Source organism: Arthrobacter sp. TMT4-20 (assembly GCF_054510775.1).
Genome location: NZ_JBTNDW010000001.1, coordinates 360,304 through 376,876, shown reverse-complemented (window position 1 = coordinate 376,876; position 16,573 = coordinate 360,304). Strand labels below are relative to the sequence as shown.

At 65.1% G+C, this 16,573-nt stretch carries 15 protein-coding genes; 7 read left to right on the top strand and 8 right to left on the bottom strand.

The genetic code is table 11. The features are described 5' to 3' along the window. Positions 1-6: 6 nt before the first annotated feature. The 3 genes from ACX80Z_RS01690 to ACX80Z_RS01680 all read right to left on the bottom strand — a co-directional run bounded on the left by ACX80Z_RS01690 (position 7) and on the right by ACX80Z_RS01680 (position 4,349). Positions 7-867 carry a DNA-methyltransferase gene (locus tag ACX80Z_RS01690; protein WP_459304058.1) on the bottom strand — a complete coding sequence of 287 codons (861 nt, stop codon included), beginning with the start codon at positions 865-867 and terminating at the stop codon, positions 7-9. A 7-nt stretch (positions 868-874) separates the two neighbouring features. After that, positions 875-2,599 carry a DEAD/DEAH box helicase gene (locus ACX80Z_RS01685; protein WP_459314728.1) on the bottom strand — a complete coding sequence of 575 codons (1,725 nt, stop codon included), beginning with the start codon at positions 2,597-2,599 and terminating at the stop codon, positions 875-877. A gap of 247 nt (positions 2,600-2,846) precedes the next feature. Beyond that, the gene (locus ACX80Z_RS01680; protein ID WP_459314727.1) at positions 2,847-4,349 is read right to left on the bottom strand and encodes an RNB domain-containing ribonuclease; all 1,503 of its coding nucleotides are present in this window, start codon (positions 4,347-4,349) and stop codon (positions 2,847-2,849) included. Positions 4,350-4,445: 96 nt separating this feature from the next. On the opposite strand from ACX80Z_RS01680, the gene ACX80Z_RS01675 reads away from it, so the two are divergent. Next, positions 4,446-5,177: a ferritin-like fold-containing protein gene (locus ACX80Z_RS01675; protein ID WP_459304057.1), complete on the top strand. Its 732-nt coding sequence runs from the start codon at positions 4,446-4,448 to the stop codon at positions 5,175-5,177. Positions 5,178-5,332: 155 nt separating this feature from the next. Here ACX80Z_RS01675 and ACX80Z_RS01670 read toward each other — a convergent pair whose 3' ends face one another. Genes ACX80Z_RS01670 through ACX80Z_RS01655 form a run of 4 tightly spaced genes read right to left on the bottom strand, consistent with a single transcriptional unit; the run spans position 5,333 to position 8,089 of the window. Then, positions 5,333-6,796, bottom strand: a complete 1,464-nt coding sequence (locus ACX80Z_RS01670; protein WP_459314726.1) for a protein adenylyltransferase SelO — start codon at positions 6,794-6,796, stop codon at positions 5,333-5,335. 55 nt (positions 6,797-6,851) lie between these two features. Next, positions 6,852-7,154 (bottom strand): hypothetical protein, encoded by a 303-nt coding sequence (locus ACX80Z_RS01665; protein ID WP_459314725.1) that lies wholly within the window; start codon positions 7,152-7,154, stop codon positions 6,852-6,854. A 29-nt stretch (positions 7,155-7,183) separates the two neighbouring features. Further along, complete coding sequence (locus ACX80Z_RS01660) at positions 7,184-7,408, bottom strand: DUF3107 domain-containing protein (RefSeq protein WP_019481663.1); 225 nt, start codon at positions 7,406-7,408, stop codon at positions 7,184-7,186. A gap of 60 nt (positions 7,409-7,468) precedes the next feature. Continuing rightward, complete coding sequence (locus tag ACX80Z_RS01655; protein WP_237715215.1) at positions 7,469-8,089, bottom strand: TetR/AcrR family transcriptional regulator; 621 nt, start codon at positions 8,087-8,089, stop codon at positions 7,469-7,471. A 137-nt stretch (positions 8,090-8,226) separates the two neighbouring features. Between ACX80Z_RS01655 and moeB the strand changes: the two genes are divergently transcribed. Further along, entirely contained in the window at positions 8,227-9,399 is a 1,173-nt protein-coding gene (gene moeB, locus ACX80Z_RS01650; RefSeq protein ID WP_459314724.1) for a molybdopterin-synthase adenylyltransferase MoeB, read from the top strand. A 135-nt stretch (positions 9,400-9,534) separates the two neighbouring features. Here moeB and ACX80Z_RS01645 read toward each other — a convergent pair whose 3' ends face one another. Beyond that, complete coding sequence (locus ACX80Z_RS01645; protein ID WP_459314723.1) at positions 9,535-10,857, bottom strand: glutamyl-tRNA reductase; 1,323 nt, start codon at positions 10,855-10,857, stop codon at positions 9,535-9,537. A 202-nt stretch (positions 10,858-11,059) separates the two neighbouring features. On the opposite strand from ACX80Z_RS01645, the gene hemE reads away from it, so the two are divergent. The 5 genes from hemE (at position 11,060) to hemC (ending at position 16,540) form a co-directional block, all read left to right on the top strand. After that, the gene (gene hemE, locus ACX80Z_RS01640; RefSeq protein WP_459314722.1) at positions 11,060-12,121 is read left to right on the top strand and encodes a uroporphyrinogen decarboxylase; all 1,062 of its coding nucleotides are present in this window, start codon (positions 11,060-11,062) and stop codon (positions 12,119-12,121) included. A gap of 2 nt (positions 12,122-12,123) precedes the next feature. Continuing rightward, positions 12,124-13,590 carry a protoporphyrinogen oxidase gene (hemG, locus tag ACX80Z_RS01635; RefSeq protein WP_116778691.1) on the top strand — a complete coding sequence of 489 codons (1,467 nt, stop codon included), beginning with the start codon at positions 12,124-12,126 and terminating at the stop codon, positions 13,588-13,590. A gap of 72 nt (positions 13,591-13,662) precedes the next feature. Further along, positions 13,663-14,379, top strand: a complete 717-nt coding sequence (hemQ, locus tag ACX80Z_RS01630) for a hydrogen peroxide-dependent heme synthase (protein WP_019481669.1) — start codon at positions 13,663-13,665, stop codon at positions 14,377-14,379. After that, complete coding sequence (locus tag ACX80Z_RS01625) at positions 14,376-15,590, top strand: ferrochelatase (RefSeq protein ID WP_019481670.1); 1,215 nt, start codon at positions 14,376-14,378, stop codon at positions 15,588-15,590. The genes hemQ and ACX80Z_RS01625 overlap by 4 nt, the downstream gene beginning before the upstream one ends. Continuing rightward, a complete protein-coding gene (hemC, locus tag ACX80Z_RS01620) occupies positions 15,587-16,540 on the top strand; it encodes a hydroxymethylbilane synthase (RefSeq protein ID WP_459314721.1) in 954 nt (317 codons plus the stop codon). Before ACX80Z_RS01625 ends, hemC begins: the two co-directional genes overlap by 4 nt. Positions 16,541-16,573 lie beyond the last annotated feature (33 nt).

The window sequence follows — 16,573 nt, the reverse complement described above, 5'->3', positions numbered from 1 at the left end:
AACCGGTCAGCAGTAGGCGCCGAGCCTGGCCTTCATCACGTCGATCGCCTGGGGGTTTTGGTCAACGCAGACGAACCGGCGGCCCAGTTTCGCTGCCACCGCGCCGATGGTTCCGGATCCTGCGAAGAAGTCGAGTACCCAGTCACCCTCGCGGCTGCTGGCCGTGACCGCCCGGCGAAGGAGCCCCTCGGGTTTCTGGGTGGGGTAGCCGGTCTTTTCCCGACCGGTGGGGGAGACGATGGTATGCCACCAGACATCGGTGGGCAGTTTGCCCAGGGCAGCCTTCTCGGGAGTGACCAGCCCGGGCGCCATATAGGGCTCGCGGTCCACCCCTGCGCTGTCGAAATAGTAGTTCGAAGGGTTCTTCACGTAGACCAGAATGTTGTCGTGTTTGGCTGGCCATCGGCTCTTCGCACGGGCGCCATAGTCGTAGGCCCAGATGATTTCGTTCAGGAAGCTGTCCCTGCCGAAAAGGGCGTCAAGCATCACCTTGACGTAGTGCACTTCCCGGTAGTCCAGATGCACGTACAGGGTGCCGTCGTCGGTGAGGAGCCGCCACGCTTCAGCGAGGCGTGGGGCCAGGAACTCCCAGTAATCCTCGAAGGCGTCGTCGTAGCTCGCCAGCATCCCCTTGACCGTCGAGTAGCTGTGCCCCTTGAAACCGACCCGGTCCCCGGTCCCATCAATGGTGCGGACCATCGACGTTTGTTGACGCCGTTGGGCCCGCCCCGTGTTGAAGGGCGGGTCAACGTAGATCATGGTGAAGGAATTGTCAGGCAGCGTCGGGAGGTAGTCGGCGTTGTCAGCGTGCACCACCAGGTTGCTGCCGTCCGGACGCCACAACGGCGCCGGCGCGGGGACGGACATGTTGTGCCTAGCCCTCGGCTCCGGCTGCAGGCTTGTTCACTACCTCACCGTTGCGGCTCCGGGTGCGGGAGCGGCTGCGGCGGGGACGGTCGGTGGCCGGTGCGTTGTCGGCACCCGATGCTGGCGCGCTGGCTGCCGTCTGGCGTGACGGTGCAGATTCTTCGGCTGATCCGCCCGAACGACGGCGGCGGTTGCCGGAGCTTTCGCCGGATTTCTGGGAGTCGCGCTGATCGGACGGCCGTGAGCGGTCGCCGCCGCGTGAACGGTCACCGCCGCCGGACCGCTCCGAGCCGCGTCCCCTGCCGGAGCCGTGTGACTCGGGGGCTGCACGATGCTTCTTGCCCGTTTCGCCGAGATCCTCAAGTGTTTCGGCGTTGATGCCTGCGAGGGTCCGCTTGTCCCGGGGTAGCCGTCCCTTGGTGCCCTCGGGGATGTCAAGTTCCTCGTAGAGGTGTGGGGATGAGGAATAGGTCTCCACGGGCTCGGCAGCGTTAAGGCCGAGAGCCTTGTTGATCAGGCCCCAGCGTGGCATGTCGTCCCAGTCCACGAAGGTGACGGCTGTGCCCTTCTTGCCGGCCCGGCCGGTGCGGCCGACCCGGTGCAGATAGGCTTTCTCGTCCTCGGGGCACTGGTAATTGATCACGTGGGTGATGTCTTCCACGTCGATGCCCCGGGCTGCCACCTCGGTGGCCACGAGGACGTCAATCTTGTCTCCGCGGAAGGCCCGAAGCGCCTGCTCCCGGGCGCCCTGGCCCAGGTCTCCGTGGATCGCCCCGGCCGCGAAGCCGCGGTCAATCAGTTCCTCGGACAGCTTGGCGGCGGTGCGTTTGGTCTTGGTGAAAATGATGGTGCGCCCACGGCCCCGGGACTGCAGGATCCGGGCCACCACCTCGGCCTTGTCGAGGTTATGTGCCCGGTAGATGACCTGGCGGATATCCTTCTTGGTGATTCCCTCGTCCTCGGGATCAGCCGCGCGGATGTGGGTCGGCTGGGTCATGTACCGGCGTGCCATAGCTACCACCGGGCCGGGCATGGTCGCTGAGAACAGCATGGTCTGCCGTACAGCCGGGGTGCCGGCGATCAACGTTTCGACGTCGGGCAGGAACCCAAGGTCAAGCATTTCGTCAGCCTCGTCCAACACCACCAGTTTCACATTGGCGAGGGAGAGCAGCTTCTGGCGGTACAGGTCGATCAGACGGCCGGGGGTGCCGACCACGATCTCGGTGCCCTTCTTGAGCGCTTCGATCTGTGGCTCATAGGCGCGGCCACCGTAAATGGTGACGATCCGAGCGTGACGCTTCTTGGCGGCGGTGGTGAGGTCACCAGCAACCTGGACGGCGAGTTCGCGGGTAGGAACCACGATGAGCGCCTGGGGGGCGCCCGGCACAGGCAGTCGGTCGTAGCCGTCGTCCTTGGGGGCGACGACGCGCTGCAGGGCGGGAATACCGAAGCCGAGTGTCTTACCGGTGCCGGTCTTGGCCTGGCCGATGATGTCATGTCCGCCCAGGGCGATTGACAGGGTCATGGCCTGGATGGGGAACGGGTGGATAATCCCGGCATCAGCCAGGGACTCCACAATGTCTGCACGGACGTTGAAGTCCGCGAACGTTTCTTCGGCCTCTTTATGGGGCTCCTCGGTGGTTACCAGTGTCTCCTCGACGAAGATCTCGTCGTCGCTGTTGTCAGCATGGAGATGATGGGTGTCTGTCACCTGGGTGTTTTCAGTGTTCAATTAAATACCGTTCATTTAGGCCGTACGGCTGCTGGATCTCGACGGGTGGCTGACGTGTGGTCAGCCCGGAGGAACAGGCGCATGGCGTCCAGTGGAAGCCGATCGCGGGCTTACGACTGCAGGCCGGGGATTCGGACGAATCCTGTCGGCTAAGAAGAACTCAAGATCGCGTAGGTACTTGCGGGTCAGGGGTAACTTATCAGGGAATGATGAGTACGACCGGGCATCCATTACTACGCAGTAAACTCTACCCTGCCCCGGCCGGCGTGCCCGACACGCCGGGACCAGCCGGGCCATTGATCAGTTCGAAGCGGGTAACACGGGCATCGATGTCAGCACGTACCAGGCGCACCCGGACAGCCTCGCCGGCAACCAGGTCCCCCTCACACCTCGCCTCGAAGGCCGGGTTGGCCAGCTGGATGGTTCCGACGGGCAGATAGCCGTTCTGCGAGTTTCCGTTCGGCGGTTTGGCCCCGGAGATGACGACGGCGTCGAATTCCTGCCCCACCAGATTACTCAGCAACGCTGCCTCGACGGCGTCCAGTGCACCGCGTTCGAGCCGGGAGGAGAGTTGGTTGGACGAGTTCATTAGCGAGTTGAGTTCCGGAAGTGCGTCGCGCGCCCACGCCGGGACCTCGGTGTCGCCGCACAGGGCGGCGCAGATCACCAGAACGAAACGGTCAACCAGCCGCCGCAGCGGCGCTGTGGTGTGAGCATAGGGAGCGGCAATGGCAGCCTGACTCATGGCGGCGGGGAGTTCGCCGTCGAACGCTGTATAACCGGCGCCCCTGAACAGGGACGCCGCCGCATGCATCAGTGAGAGCTGGCGGGGATCGGTGGTGTCAAGGCTGCGCAGGAATTTCCCGTACGCCATACCCTCCGGCCAGGGGGTGCCGAGCACCCGCGCCTGCTGGCGGAAGCGGGCCACGGACTCCCGGTCCGGCGGGGGCATGGTGCGCAGCACACCGATTTTTCCGTCGATCATCAACTGAGCGGCGGCCATCCCCGTCATCAGGGAAATTTGTGCGTTCCAGTCCTCCGCCGGGAGCGGTGGCGACGTCAGAATGAAGTACCTGTCGCCGTCGTTGGCTATCTCCTGCTCGGGAAGGTTGAGGCTGGCGCCTCCACGGAGGCGTTCCAGCTCGATCCGTAGGAGCCCCACTTCCCGGAGGAGGAGCAGATTCTCGGGGGCGCCGCCTGAGTCGATGTCGCGCTGCACCTGTTCGTAGGTGAGCTGGGCCCGGCTGCGGATGAGGGCGCGTCGCAGGTCGGTGTCCTCGACCTCGCCCGCCTCGTTTAACTCGAACTGCCACACGTAGGCCGGGCGAACCAGCCCAGGCAGAAGACTGGCGGCGTCCTCGGAAATGATCTCGGGGTGGAGCGAGATCCTGCCGTCCGGGGCGTAGACCGTCTGGCCCCGGCGTCGGGCCTCCAGATCAATCGCACCACCCGGCGCCACGAATGCCGGCACGTCGGCGATCGCATACCAGACCCGGTACCCGGCCCCGCGGCGTTCCAGATGGACTGCCTGATCCAGGTCAATGGATCCGGGTGGATCAATAGTGATGAAGCCCAGATCGGTCAGATCGGTATCCGGGCGGGAATGGTTCCTGACCGCGTGCTCAGCTTCGGCGAGCACCTCGGGCGGGAAGTCGGACTCGAGGCCCAACTCCTCCCGGAGGAGCTGCAGGGAACGGGTCAGCTGCAGCTGGGAATTCCGATTCGACAAATCAAGATGCGAGTACGGCACAATCTCAACCGTAATACACCGACCGACCGCCCACCGGATCGCGCGCAGCGCGCGTCACCGGGTTTCAGGCGTTCGGGCACCGGTACCCTTAACCCCATGAGTTCACTGCCGTCCTCCCCTCCCCAGCAGGCCTCCGACGAGCACACCGCCGGAACGCAGCCCCGGCTCCCTGCGGACCCCCGCTACGCACGGTTCATCGTTGACCTGTTCGGGGTGATGGCTTACGGCGAACTCTCAGGATTTGAGCGGCTGTCCTCAGACGCGCGTTTCTCTCCCACCCTCCATGACCGGGCCACCCTTGGCCGGTTGGCTGTCAAAGAGTTTGAGCACTTCGAAATGGTCAGCAACCACCTGGCTGTGTTGGGGGTGGACGTCGAGACCGCGATGTCCCCCTTCCAACCGTCAATCGATTCTTTTCACGAGCGAACCCGGCCAGCCGACTGGTACGAGTCGCTGATGAAGGCGTACGTGATCGACGCGATCTCCGACGACTTCTATACGGCGCTCGCCGGACGGCTGGATGCATCGACCCGAGAGCTGATCGGGCGGATCCAGTCTGCCGATGAGCAGGGGCCGCTGCTGCAGGAACGGCTGCAGGAGGCACTTGCCGACGACCCGCGGTTGGCTTCCCGGCTGGCGCTGTGGGGCAGGCGACTGGTCGGGGAGGCTCTCACCCAGGCACAGCGCATCGGAATTGAGCGAGCATTCCTCGGCGCGCTGCTGTTCGCAGGAGCCGAGGAAGACCAGGAGAAGGAGACGCTGCTGTTGTTTTCCCAGCTCACCCGCAACCACTCCCGCCGCATGAGCCTGCTCGGCCTCACCGCTTAGTTCGCTTCCATCAGCCTGCGGCGGTTTTGTTTCCCCCGTCGGCGCCCTGCTGAGCGTGCGCCTGCCCATTTGCCTCAGGCCTGCGCCGTGGCGCATTGCGCCGGTCGACATGCCGCTGACATTCTTCGGCGTCAGGCAGGCGAAGGCGAACGAATTTAGGTCCCGCAGAAAGTCCGGTACGCGCCGAAATCGTCGGGTGCGGCAGCAGCATAACGTTCCAGCCCGGGCCGCTCGTCGTAGGGCGAGGTTACGGCTTCCAGCAGTCGTTCAAACGGCACCAGATCCCCACCCGTCGCAGCTGCCAGGGCTTCCTCCACCAGATGATTGCGCGGGATGTAGACGGGGTTGAACCGGCCCATTGCGACGGCGTCTGGCCCAAGGGCACGCCAGCGGTGGAGCCAGGCGTCGACCCCTTCAGTATCGGCAAAGTGGGTCCGCGTCAGATCGGCGTCGCCCCGGGCGGCAGCGCCGAGGCTCCTGAAGAAGGAGGTGTAATCGACCCGATCAGCCTGAAGCAGTGCGAGTAGCTCATCGATCAGGGGCAGGAGCACCGAATCATCAGGGTTGCCGGCCAGGCCGAGTTTGGCTTTCATCCCGGTCGCCCACGCGTCGCCATACTGGCGACGGAACCCGCCGAGCGCGTCGGTGGCCATTGCGACTGCCTTCTCCTGGTCCTCGTGGAGGAGGGGCAGGAGGGCTTCAGCAAGCCGGGCTAGGTTCCATTCGGCCACTACCGGCTGGTTGGCGTACGCATACCGCCCGCTCTCGTCGATTGAGCTGTACACCGCCGCTGGGTTGAATTCATCCATAAAGGCGCAGGGCCCATAGTCGATGGTCTCGCCCGAGATGGTCATGTTATCGGTGTTCATGACGCCGTGAACAAACCCGACCAGCATCCACCGAGCCACCAGGGCCGCCTGCGCAGCCATTACCGCCTCGAACAGGGCGAGGTAGGGGTGCTCGGATTGAGCGGCTTCGGGATAGTGGCGGGCTAGCGCGTGATCGGCTAGGCGGCGGATCAGGCCGACGTCGCCGGTCGCCTGGGCAAACTGGAAGCTACCCACCCGCAGGTGGCTGCCAGCCACCCGGGCGAGAACGGCACCTGGCAGGAGAGTCTCGCGGCGTACCTGCCGTCCGGTGGCTACGACGGCGAGAGCCCGGGTGGTGGGGATACCCAAGGCATGCATGGACTCGCTGATGAGGTACTCGCGGAGCATCGGTCCTACGGCCGCCAACCCGTCGCCCCCACGGGCAAACGGTGTGCGCCCGGAACCTTTCAGATGGAGATCGTGTATCCCGCCCGCAGGATCGGTGATTTCGCCGAGGAGAAGTGCCCGGCCATCACCGAGGCGAGGGGAGAATCCGCCGAACTGGTGGCCGGAATAGGCCTGGGCCACCGGGGTGGCACCCGGCGGCAGCAAAGTGCCGGTCAAAAGCCGCGAACCCTCGGCGGTCCGCAGCGACTCCGAATCGAGCCCCAGCTGGGCTGCGAGTGGGACGTTGAGGACCAGTAACCGGGGATCAGGCGCTTCGTCGGCCTGCCAGGGAACAGCCATTTCGCTCAGTTCCCGAGCGAAACGGTCGTCGAGGGTAACGGCTAGCTGCGGTGCGACACTCATCTAACGAGCGTACAGCGGGCACCGGGCGGGGTGTAGCCCGAATAAGTTTTCCACGCTAGTCATCAGCGACTCTCCTGAACGCCTCCGCTTCTTCCATTTCACGGTGTCGTCCCAGCCACCAGGCAATGGCGATGGTGAGCAGTGTCGACGCGAGAATGGGGAGGGCCCAACTGAGCCAAAAGAGGGTCGGGTCATACCCCAGCCCCGTGAACTGCACGACGATCCATCCCAGTAGCCCCGAGACCAGGGCAATCCCGGGAAGGACCAGGGGGTTGTACCGCTGATGTCGTCGGTCGGTGATCCGCACGGCGAAGCCGATCACCAGGGTCGCGGCAGCGACGGCGATCAGTGTCAGCATGGTCGCCCCCGCCCGCCCTCAAGACCCGTTTAGAGTGCCCCGAACCCTACCCGGCGCGACTCTTCGGCACCGATTTCAACGTAGCCGAGAACGTTCGAGGGGACGATCACGTGGCGGCCCTTGCTGTCGGCCAGCCGCAGTTCAGCCCCGCCGTTCATAGCCTTCGCGACAATGTCAGCAACCTCGTCGGCTGTCTGCTCGGATTCGAGAACGATTTCCCGATTGACGTTCTGGATACCAATTTTGATTTCCATGGCGGTTTCCTCCTGATGTTGCGGTAACTGGGTGGGTAAGTGCCCTCACTGGAACTTACTCTAGATTTCCTTGGGGAAGCGACTGATTCCGCGCCAAGCTAAACGGTAAATCAGCTCACTGGCAGCATCGATGTCCATGGTGCCGTCGGTCTCCAGCCAGTACCGTGCACTGACCTGCGCCATACCAGCAAGGCCGTGTCCCAGAAGGGTGGCTTCCAGATGGGACAGGTGGGTATCTTCAGCAATAACCCCGGCGATGGCATCAGCGAACCGGGCGTTGAACTCCTCGAGCCGACCACTGACGTCGGGGTCGTTGAACAAGTCAGATTCAAACACCAGCCGGTGGGCCTGACTGTCCTGGGCGATGAACTGGAAATAGGCGCGCATGGTTGCGTGGACCCGCAGCTTGTTATCGCTGGTGGACTGTAGCGCCTCGACAAGCAGTGCGGTCAGCTCAGCCAAATGATTCTCCAGCAGTGCCAGATACAGCTCCCGTTTGCCCGGGAAGTGCTGGTACAACACCGGTTTGCTGACCTTGGCCACCTCGGCGATCTCGTCCATCGCGGCACCGTGGTACCCGTTGGCAACAAACACTTCGTGGGCAGCGTTCAACAACTGACGCCTCCGCTCGTCTCGCGGGAGGCGTGTGGCTTTGCCGCCGGTCGGTGCTTCTGCGCTCACGCTTGGTTTGGCCTTTGATCGTTGGGACGGGTTCACTCTGGGGCGATGGCCCGGGGGAGTAGCCACCAGTTTACCCGCGGGTAACCTCGGGATGGCACGGCTGGCCTCCGATAGTTCAACGGGCATACATTTGATGCATGAGCTCACCTGTAGCAGGGCTTGACCCCCTGGTTGCCCCGCATGCAGATCTATCGCGTGAGGAGACCGAACGGTATTCCCGCCACCTGATCATTCCCGGTTTTGGTCTGACCGCCCAGCAGCGGTTGAAGAACGCCCGGGTGCTGGTGATCGGGGCCGGCGGGCTGGGCTCACCGGCGCTGCTGTATCTGGCGGCAGCGGGCGTGGGCACTATCGGGATTGTCGACGACGACGTCGTCGACGTTTCGAACCTGCAGCGGCAGATCATTCACGGGGTGTCGAACGTTGGGCAGCCGAAAGCACAGTCGGCTGCGGAGAGCATCGCGGAGCTGAACCCGCTGGTGACCGTCCAACAGCATGTGGTGCGCCTGGACAACAGCAACGCGTTGCAGATTTTCGCAGAATACGATCTGATCCTGGACGGAACTGACAATTTTGCGACCCGCTACCTGGTCAGCGACGCCGCGGAAATCCTCGGCAAGCCCTATGTGTGGGGGTCGATTCTGCGGTTCGACGGCCAGGTGAGTGTGTTCTGGGCTCAGCACGGTCCGAGCTACCGTGATCTTTACCCGGATGCCCCGCCGCCCGGCTCGGTGCCGTCCTGCGCCGAGGGTGGAGTTCTCGGCGTCCTCTGCGCGCAGATCGGTTCGGTGATGGTCAACGAAGCGATCAAACTCATCACCGGCACGGGGGTTTCCCTTTTGGGTCGGGTACTGATCTTCGACGCCCTGGAAATGACCTGGCGCGAGGTCCGGGTCCGCCGGGATCCAGACGCGGCCTCAGTAACCGAGCTGATCGACTATCAGGCGTTCTGCGGTCTGCCGACCGGGAAGGCACCCGGTGTGCCCTCAGTCAGCGTGGTCGAACTGGACAAGTTGCTGCGCGAACGCGGGAGTGGAAGCAGGGACTTCGACCTCATCGATGTCAGGGAACCGGGTGAATACGAGATTGTCAGCATCGACGGGGCCACCCTGATGCCCAGGAACTCAATCCTGTCCGGGGAGCGGGCGGTCAGCCGTGACAGGGACGTGTATGTGCATTGCAAGGCGGGCAGCCGGTCGGCTGACATCGTGCAGCACCTTCGCACGGCAGGACACTCCCGGGTCTACAACGTTGACGGCGGCATCCTCGAATGGGTCAAGCGGATTGAGCCCGACAAGCCGGTCTACTAGGCCCCCAGCCAGAAGTCAGGCGCCGTCGTCGAACACTTGTGCAGCTGTGGTGGATTTGCCCGGAATGAGCGGCAGAGGCGGTCCAGGGCGGTGGGGGATGCAGCGACTTGATCGCCCGGAACGAAACTGCGAGCGTTACGCAGTGCCCGTCGCTGGCGGATCCTGCCGCACCGGGCAGCTGGCCTCAGCCGACTGGTCGGCAGGCGCCTCAAGGTCAATACCGTAGAGGGCTTCAAGAGCGGCCGCATAATCCTGCTGTCGTCCTTCGGCAGCCAGTTCCCGGGCGCGCACGGTTGGAACGTGGAGCAGTTGGCGGACCATCCTGCGGAGCGCGAACTCCACTTCCTCGGCGGCGGCGGTGCAGCCGTGTTGCGCCCTGACTTTCTGCATCTCAGATTCGAGTACCTGCTGGGTGTGCTTCCGCAAGGCAACGATAGCGGTGTCCATGGCCCGTGAGTTCTGCCGGTCCTGGAAAGAGCGGGCTGCTTCGGCCACGAGGGAGCTTGCCTGGCTGAGCGCTGCCGCCTGCTCGCTCGGCGCTGCGAGCCGGACCGACTCGAGGGTAATCAGTTCGACGTCGTTTAGGGAGCCCACCGCCGGGTCGAAATCGTGGCTGAGGGCCAGGTCGACGACGATGAGCTGCTTGTCGACGCTGGCGCGAACACGCTCGACGTCGGCGGCCTCCACCCGGTTGTCGCTGCCGCTGCAACCCACCACAATATCGGCGGTAGCCAGTGCTGCCGGAAGGTCATCGGCGGTGAGGGCTACGCCACCGCGGGTGGATACGAAAGCCTCGGAGCGCCCGGAGGAGGAAAACACTGAGATGTCAGTGCAGCCCTTTTCCTTCAGCAGGGCCATCGTTGCACCGGCGTACGCGCCGGTCCCAAACACCACCACTGACTTGTCGGTGAATTCGCGGGTCAGCGACAGATCGGCGGCAAGCTCCAACGCCACTGAAACGATTGACCGGCCCTGGCTGCCCAGAGCCGTCTGCGCCCCGACGTCCTTGGCGGTGCGAGAGGCTTCCTGGAACAGCCGGACAAGAGGGCCACTGGTGGTGCCGTTGGCCTGAGATTCGATCAGGGCCCGGCGGACCTGCCCGGCGATCTCGCGTTCGCCAACCACAGCCGAGTCAAGGCCTGCTCCGACGGCAAACAGGTGGCGGGCCACGTCTTCACCGGTGCGTGTGGTGAACGCCGAGGATACCCAGCTTTCCGGCAACCCGGACAGTCCGCTGATGCGGGTGATGACTGCAGAGCGTGCGGCCTCGACGTCGTCTGCGGAGGCGGCATCACAGTAAATTTCGAGGCGGTTGCAGGTGGCCAGGGTGACCGCCCCTGAGACGGCGGGGCCGTCAGCGAGCACGGCGGATGCGACTTGGTCGGCGCCGACACTTAGTCGGGCGACGGTTTCCAAGTCCACATCGGAATGGGTTGCAACCAGAGATAGTAAAACCACAGCTCACTCAGCATAGCGAAACGTGCTTCCAAGGCATGAATAGGTATGCCTAAGTTCGGCGTCTTTTCGGCCGTTCCGGCGATCCTCGGCGGGGTGAGGTTCGCCACCCGGCCAGCGCTTTTGCCCGGCCCCCGGGGAGGGGCGAGCCCCGCTGGTGTCCGGTGGGTTAACCGAAACCGCCCGAACTTGGCACAATCGAGATATGACTCTAAGTGCAACACACCCCCTGGTAGATGGCCGGACTTCCTCCTCGCCGCTGATCTCGGCCTACCGCGGTGAGCGTCCCAGCAGGCGTCCGGTGTGGTTCATGCGCCAGGCCGGTCGGTCCCTGCCCGAATATCGGGCACTGCGGCAGGGGACGGCGATGCTCGATTCGTGCCTCGACCCGACGATGGCCTCTGAAATTACCCTCCAGCCGGTTCGCAGGCACGACGTCGACGCCGCCATTTTCTTCTCCGATATCGTCATCCCGCTCAAGTTGGCTGGCGTAGACGTCGATATTGTGCCAGGGGTCGGGCCGGTGCTCGGCACACCAGTCCGCACCGCCGCGGATGTTGCAGCGCTTCCGGAACTGACCGATGAGGCGCTCGAACCTATCCGGCAGGCAGTCGCCCTGACCGTCGCTGAGCTCGGAAGCACCCCGCTCATCGGGTTCGCTGGCGCCCCCTTCACCCTCGCCGCCTACATGGTCGAGGGCAAACCGTCCCGGGATCACCTCGGCCCACGAACCATGATGCATGCCGATCCGGAAACCTGGGGTGCGCTGACACGCTGGGCTGCCGACGCTTCGGGGAAGTTCCTGAAGGCCCAGCTGGAGGCTGGGGCGAGTGCCGCTCAGCTTTTCGACTCGTGGGCAGGCTCACTGGGCCTGGCCGACTATCAGGCGCACGTCGCCCCGGCGTCCGGACGGGCGCTGGACTTTGTGCGAGGCCTCGGAGCGCCTCTGATTCACTTCGGAACCGGCACTTCGGAACTCCTGGTGGCAATGCATGATGTTGGTGTCGATGTGGTCGGAGTTGACTACCGGCTGCCCCTCGACGAAGCCAATCGTCGGCTCGGTGGCGCAGTTCCCCTGCAGGGCAACATTGACCCGGCGCTGCTCTCAGCTCCGTGGGAGGTCCTCGAGGCCCACGTGCTCGACGTGCTGAAGGCGGGTTCGGCCGCCCCCGGCCATGTCGTCAACCTCGGCCACGGCGTGCCCCCTGAAACCGACCCGGCGGTCCTGACAAGGATTGTTCAACTCATCCACTCGGTGGAACCGTAACGATGCCGCACCGTAGCAGTGCCCCACGCGTAACGCCGGGTAAGCCCGTCGTTGTTGTTGGGGGCGGGATGGCCGGATTGATCGTGGCCCGCGAGCTGTTGGCCCGCGGTCTGACCGTGACGGTCCTCGAACGGTCATCAGCCTTCGGCGGCTGCGTGGCCGACCACGAGGTGGCGGGCTTAAGGCTTGACAGCGGAGCTGAATCGTATTCCACCCGTTCGGACACTGTGCCCGCCCTGGCACGTCAGCTTGGCCTGGCCGACCGCCTCGTCATCCCTAACCCGGCGGGAGCGTGGATCAGGTTCCCCGGCAAAGACCCCCAGCACAGTGCCATGCCCCTGCCTCGTAGCGGCATCCTCGGTATTCCCGCGGATGTACTCGACCCCGAGATCGTGCGGGCCATCGGCAGGGCTGGGGCGTTGCGGGCATCACTGGACAAGGTGCTCCCGCTGGGCAGCCTGTACAAAGACGAGGGAATCAGCCTGGGCGAGGTGGTGCGCGCCCGGATGGGCATCGACGTCCTCACCCGCCTGGTCGCGCCGGTTGTTGGCGGAGTGTTCTCGGCTGATCCCGATGACCTTGACGTTGATTCCGTGGCGCCCGGACTTCGCAAAATGATGAAGCACCACGGATCGCTCGGTGCGGCAGTGGGCGCCATGCGCGCTGCAGCGCCCGCCGGCTCGGCCGTCGGGGGCCTGAGCGGGGGCATGGCCCAACTCACCGCTGCGTTGACCGACGAACTTCGTGCTGGCGGAGCCGATCTCAGGCCGGACAGTGAGGCGCTCTCAATCGCCCGGTCGGGAACGGGCTGGACGGTAACCACCGCCAGCGGCCCCATTGCAGCCGAGGCGCTGGTGATGGCGGTGGACGGGCCAGGCGCCGTCGACCTTCTCGGTGATGCACTGCCAAGGCTGCGGGAGGACCGCCCCCAGGCGGTTCCGGGGGTGGCTTTGGTGACCCTCGTCGTCGACGTTCCAGAACTCGATGCCCACCCGCGGGGGACCGGGGTCCTGGTAGCAGCCGGGGCTGAGGGCGTCAGTGCCAAAGCGCTCACCCACGCCACCGCGAAATGGTCCTGGCTCGCGGATCAGGCGGGGCCGGGCAGCCACGTGCTCAGGCTTTCCTACGGGCGGGCAGGTCAGCTCGGCGATGAACTGGCCGACGACACCGCGCTCTACGGGGCAGCGCTCGCCGACGCCTCAGCGCTCCTCGAGACCACCATTGATGAAGCTGACGTGGTGGGATGGAAAGTGGTCCGCTGGAACGGTGCCCTGCCCCACGCTTCGGTAGGTCACCGTGACCTGGTGGCACGGGTTCGTGCCGCCGCGGCCTCGGAACGCCACCTTGAAATCACTGGTGCGTGGCTCGCTGGAACAGGTCTGGTCGCCGTCATCGACGACGCCAGGGTGAGAGCCAAAGCCCTCGCTGATCGGTTGGCCCCGCAGGCCAGCGACCCAACTGGTCTGTGATCTTCGCGACTTTCTACGCGCAGTAGAACCTCAGATTTCGGTTTGCTCCTCACTGAGGGGCAGACTAGTACCATGAGTGAGCAAACCCGCACGGAGCACACGCAAAATCCTTCAACAGCCACCGCCGACGACGCCGCGGCTGAGCTGTTCTTCACCCTGTGGACGGTGTTCAAACGCAGCGCTGTGACACAGGGCTCCGCCACCGGCTCCCTTGAGCAGGTCATCGAGTCCCTCGACGCCGACGGGGTGACGCTGCGCGGCTTCTACGACGTCTCCGGAATGCGCGAAGACGCCGATGTGATGGTCTGGTTGCATGGCTCCCAGCCCGAAGCACTGCAGGCCGCCGTCCGGAAGATCCGTCGGACCACCGAATTCGCAACGGCCGAGATTGTCTGGTCCGCCATGGGCGTTCACCGGGCCGCTGAATTCTCGAAGAGCCACTCCCCGGCGTTCTCACGCGGCGTGGCACCGGCCGAATGGGTCTGTGTCTACCCGTTTGTCCGCTCCTATGACTGGTACATCCTCCCGTCGGAAGAGCGCCGCGAGATGCTGTACGACCACGGCTTGAAGGGCCGTGACTACCCTCAGGTCCTCTCCAACACCGTCTCCTCCTTCGCCCTCGGCGACTGGGAGTGGATCCTCGCCCTTGAGGCACCCGACCTGGTCGACCTGGTCGACCTGATGCGCCACCTCCGCGAAACCGAGGCCAGGCGGCACGTGCGCGACGAAATTCCCTTTTACACCGGACGGCGGATCGATACCGCCGGGATTGCAGAGGTGCTCCGATGACCGCTCAGGCCTTTCACCCGCTCGACGGCGTGGACGACAACGGGCGGATGGCGCCCAAAAACTACGACGCCATTGTGCTCGCCTCCTTCGGCGGACCCGAGGGTCAGGAAGATGTCATTCCCTTCCTCCGGAACGTCACCCGTGGCCGCGGCATCCCCGACGAACGCCTCGAAGAGGTCTCCCACCACTACCGCGCCAACGGCGGCATCAGCCCCATCAACGCCCAGAACCGTGCGCTGAAGGCGGCAATGGAGGCCGAACTGGCCAACCGGGGCATCGATCTACCGGTGTTCTGGGGCAACCGCAACTGGGCGCCGTTCATCGCGGACACCCTGCAGGAGGCGTACGACGCCGGACACCGCCGCGTGCTCACCGTCACCACGAGCGCCTACTCCTGTTACTCGAGTTGCCGCCAGTACCGGGAAGACCTGGGGATGGCCCTGGTTGAGACCGGCCTTGAAGGCAAGCTTGAGGTAGACAAGGTCAGGCAATACTTCGACCACCCCGGTTTCGTCGAGCCGTTCGTCGAGGGTGTGACCAACGGTCTTTCAGCGCTGCGCCAGAAGCTGACCGACAGCGGTGAAACCGACGCCCCAATCCATATCCTGTTCGCCACCCACTCGATCCCCACCGGCGACGCCGAGGCCGCAGGGCCGCGGGTCAACGGTGAGGCCGACGGCGGGCCCGCCTACGCCGAGGGTGCCTACGTCGCCCAGCACCTGGCCACAGCCCAGGCTGTGCTCGACCGGGTGCCGGAATCCGCCGGCGTCGACTGGTCGCTTGTCTACCAATCACGGTCGGGCGCCCCGCATGTGCCCTGGCTGGAGCCCGACATCAACGATGCGATCAAGGATCTCGCCGCGGCGGGCACCAAGGGCGTCGTCATCGTTCCGCTCGGATTTGTCAGCGACCATATGGAAGTGAAATGGGACCTCGACACCGAGGCCCTTGAGACCTGTGCCGATCTGGGCGTCCTCGCCGAGCGGGTCCCCACCCCGGGAACCCACGACAAGTTTGTCGCGGGCCTGATCGACCTGGTCTGCGAACGCACGGTGGACAACAACATCGCCGACCGGCCGTCCGCCACGAACCTGGGACCCTGGTTCGATGTCTGCCGGCCCAATTGCTGCGCCAACCGCAGGGGCCCCAAGCCCACTGTCGCCGCGGCGGACTCGACTGTCGGACTACCGGGGACGGCACCCGCCTCGTGACCGGGCCCCTGCGGGTGGGCACCCGCGCCAGTGCGTTGGCGCTCACCCAGACCACCACGGTTGCCGAGCGGATCAGCTCGCTCAGCGGCGCAGCCCACGAGCTGGTCCGGATCCGCACCGAGGGCGACGTGCATAAGGGTTCACTCACCCAGATCGGGGGAACCGGCGTGTTTGTTGCGGCGCTGCGCGATGCCCTTCTGGATGACCGCTGCGACCTTGCCGTGCACTCGCTCAAGGACCTTCCAACGGTCCCCGCCGAGGGGTTGAACGTCGCAGCCATTCCCGAACGGGCGGACACCCGTGATGCGCTTTGCGCCAGGGATGGGCTTACCTTGGCCACCCTCCCCGACGGTGCAACGGTGGGCACGGGTTCGCCGCGCCGGGCCGCCCAGCTGCGTGCTGCACGGCCCGGACTGGAGGTCATCGACATCAGGGGCAACGTTGACACCCGCCTTGCCAGGGTTGCCGGGCTGAGCGAGTCGGGCCCGGGTGACCTCGACGCGGTGGTGCTCGCTGCCGCCGGGTTGTTCCGGTTGGGGCGCGAAAGCGTCATTACCGAGCTCATCGACCCGGCAGTGATGCTGCCTGCACCCGGACAGGGTGCACTGGCAGTCGAATGCCGGACCGGTGACGCCGTCGACTCACCCTTCGCTGCAGCCCTCAAGGACTACGACCACACCACCACCCGGCTTGCAGTCACCGCCGAGCGGGCGGTCCTGCGCCGTCTCGAAGCAGGGTGCAGTGCCCCCATCGGGGCCCTCGCCACGGTGACCGGCGAAGTCCTTACACTGCAGGCTGTGGTGTGCAGCCTTGACGGAACCCAACTGCTCCGGCTGGCTCGTTCCGGCGGGGACCTCTCAGTCGATGGCGCGGATGCGCTGGGCGTGGGACTTGCCGAGGATCTGCTGGCCGCTGGTGCCGCGAGCATTGCTCCGCTCACCGCCCAATGACCCCAGCCCCAACTTCCGGTAATCACCCGCTGG